Below are 945 nucleotides of genomic sequence, written 5' to 3'. Positions count from 1 at the left end.
TGCCCGGCGAGCCGGTCCCGCCGCCTGGCTGCCTCAAGGCGCCGCTCGGCGGGCTCGATCCGCCCGCCGAGCTGCTCGGCCCGGTTGACGGCCTCCTGCGCGGCCTCGACCCGCCGCTGATGCGCCCAGTGGATCTCGTCCCACCCGGCGAGCCACTCGGCGGCCTCCTCGATCGCCTCGTCGTCGGCACGGGCCTCCCGGTCGAGCGCACCGATCTCGCCGACCACGGCCGCCGCCCGCGCCTCCCCCCGCCGCGCGGCCCCCAACGCCCCAAGCTCCTCCCGCACCCGCCGCTCAACCCGCCCCAGCCACTCGGCATCGGCCTCGGCAAGCACCACGGACACGTCCGCGCCCGGCGAACGGTCGTCCCGCCCCCCACACGGCCCGTCACCGTCAGAGGCCGCGCCCGCGGCCGCCCCGCCACGACCAGCGTCGTACGCGGCGGGGTGCGGCGCGCCCGCAACCCGTGCCTCCGAGGCGGCAGCAGCACCGGACGACGTCTGCCCCGGCAGGCCCGCTCGGGGACCGGCCTGCCCACCCACCGTGCCGCTGTCGGCAGTGGTGACCCGGGCAGTGGCGGACACGCCCACATCCGCGGAAGGGACAGCCCCCGGCACCTGGTCCGGCACACCCGCGCGGGTGCCCTCCGCCGTCCCGTGCGGGCCCGGGACGGTGCTCTCTCCTGCCCCGGAGCCGATCTGCCCACCTACCGCACCGTTCTCGGCAGCCGCAGCCCGGCCGGTGGCCCGCACACCCGACGCGCCGACACCCGCGGAAGGGACAGCCCCCGGCGCCGGATCCGGCCCGTGCGAGGAAGTGCCCTCCGCCCGGCCGGGCGCGCCCGAACCCGGCTCGCAGGTTCCAGTGCGGCCGTCCCTCTCGGCCCGCCCCATGACGCGCCCCCGCGCGCCGGGTTCGCCGGGTTCGGCGGGTGCGGCGGGTGCG

The 945-nt window shown here is 79.3% G+C and carries 1 pseudogene; it reads right to left on the bottom strand.

The window, feature by feature from the left end:
* A pseudogene (locus KN815_RS49330) lies at window positions 1-344 on the bottom strand (AAA family ATPase); the annotation flags it as partial.
* Window positions 345-945 lie beyond the last annotated feature (601 nt).

This window comes from Streptomyces niphimycinicus, assembly GCF_018883605.1.
In the GTDB taxonomy this organism is placed as follows: Bacteria; Actinomycetota; Actinomycetes; order Streptomycetales; family Streptomycetaceae; genus Streptomyces; species Streptomyces niphimycinicus.
Note: the sequence above shows the minus strand (reverse complement) of the source record. Positions and strands in the feature narration are given on the sequence as shown.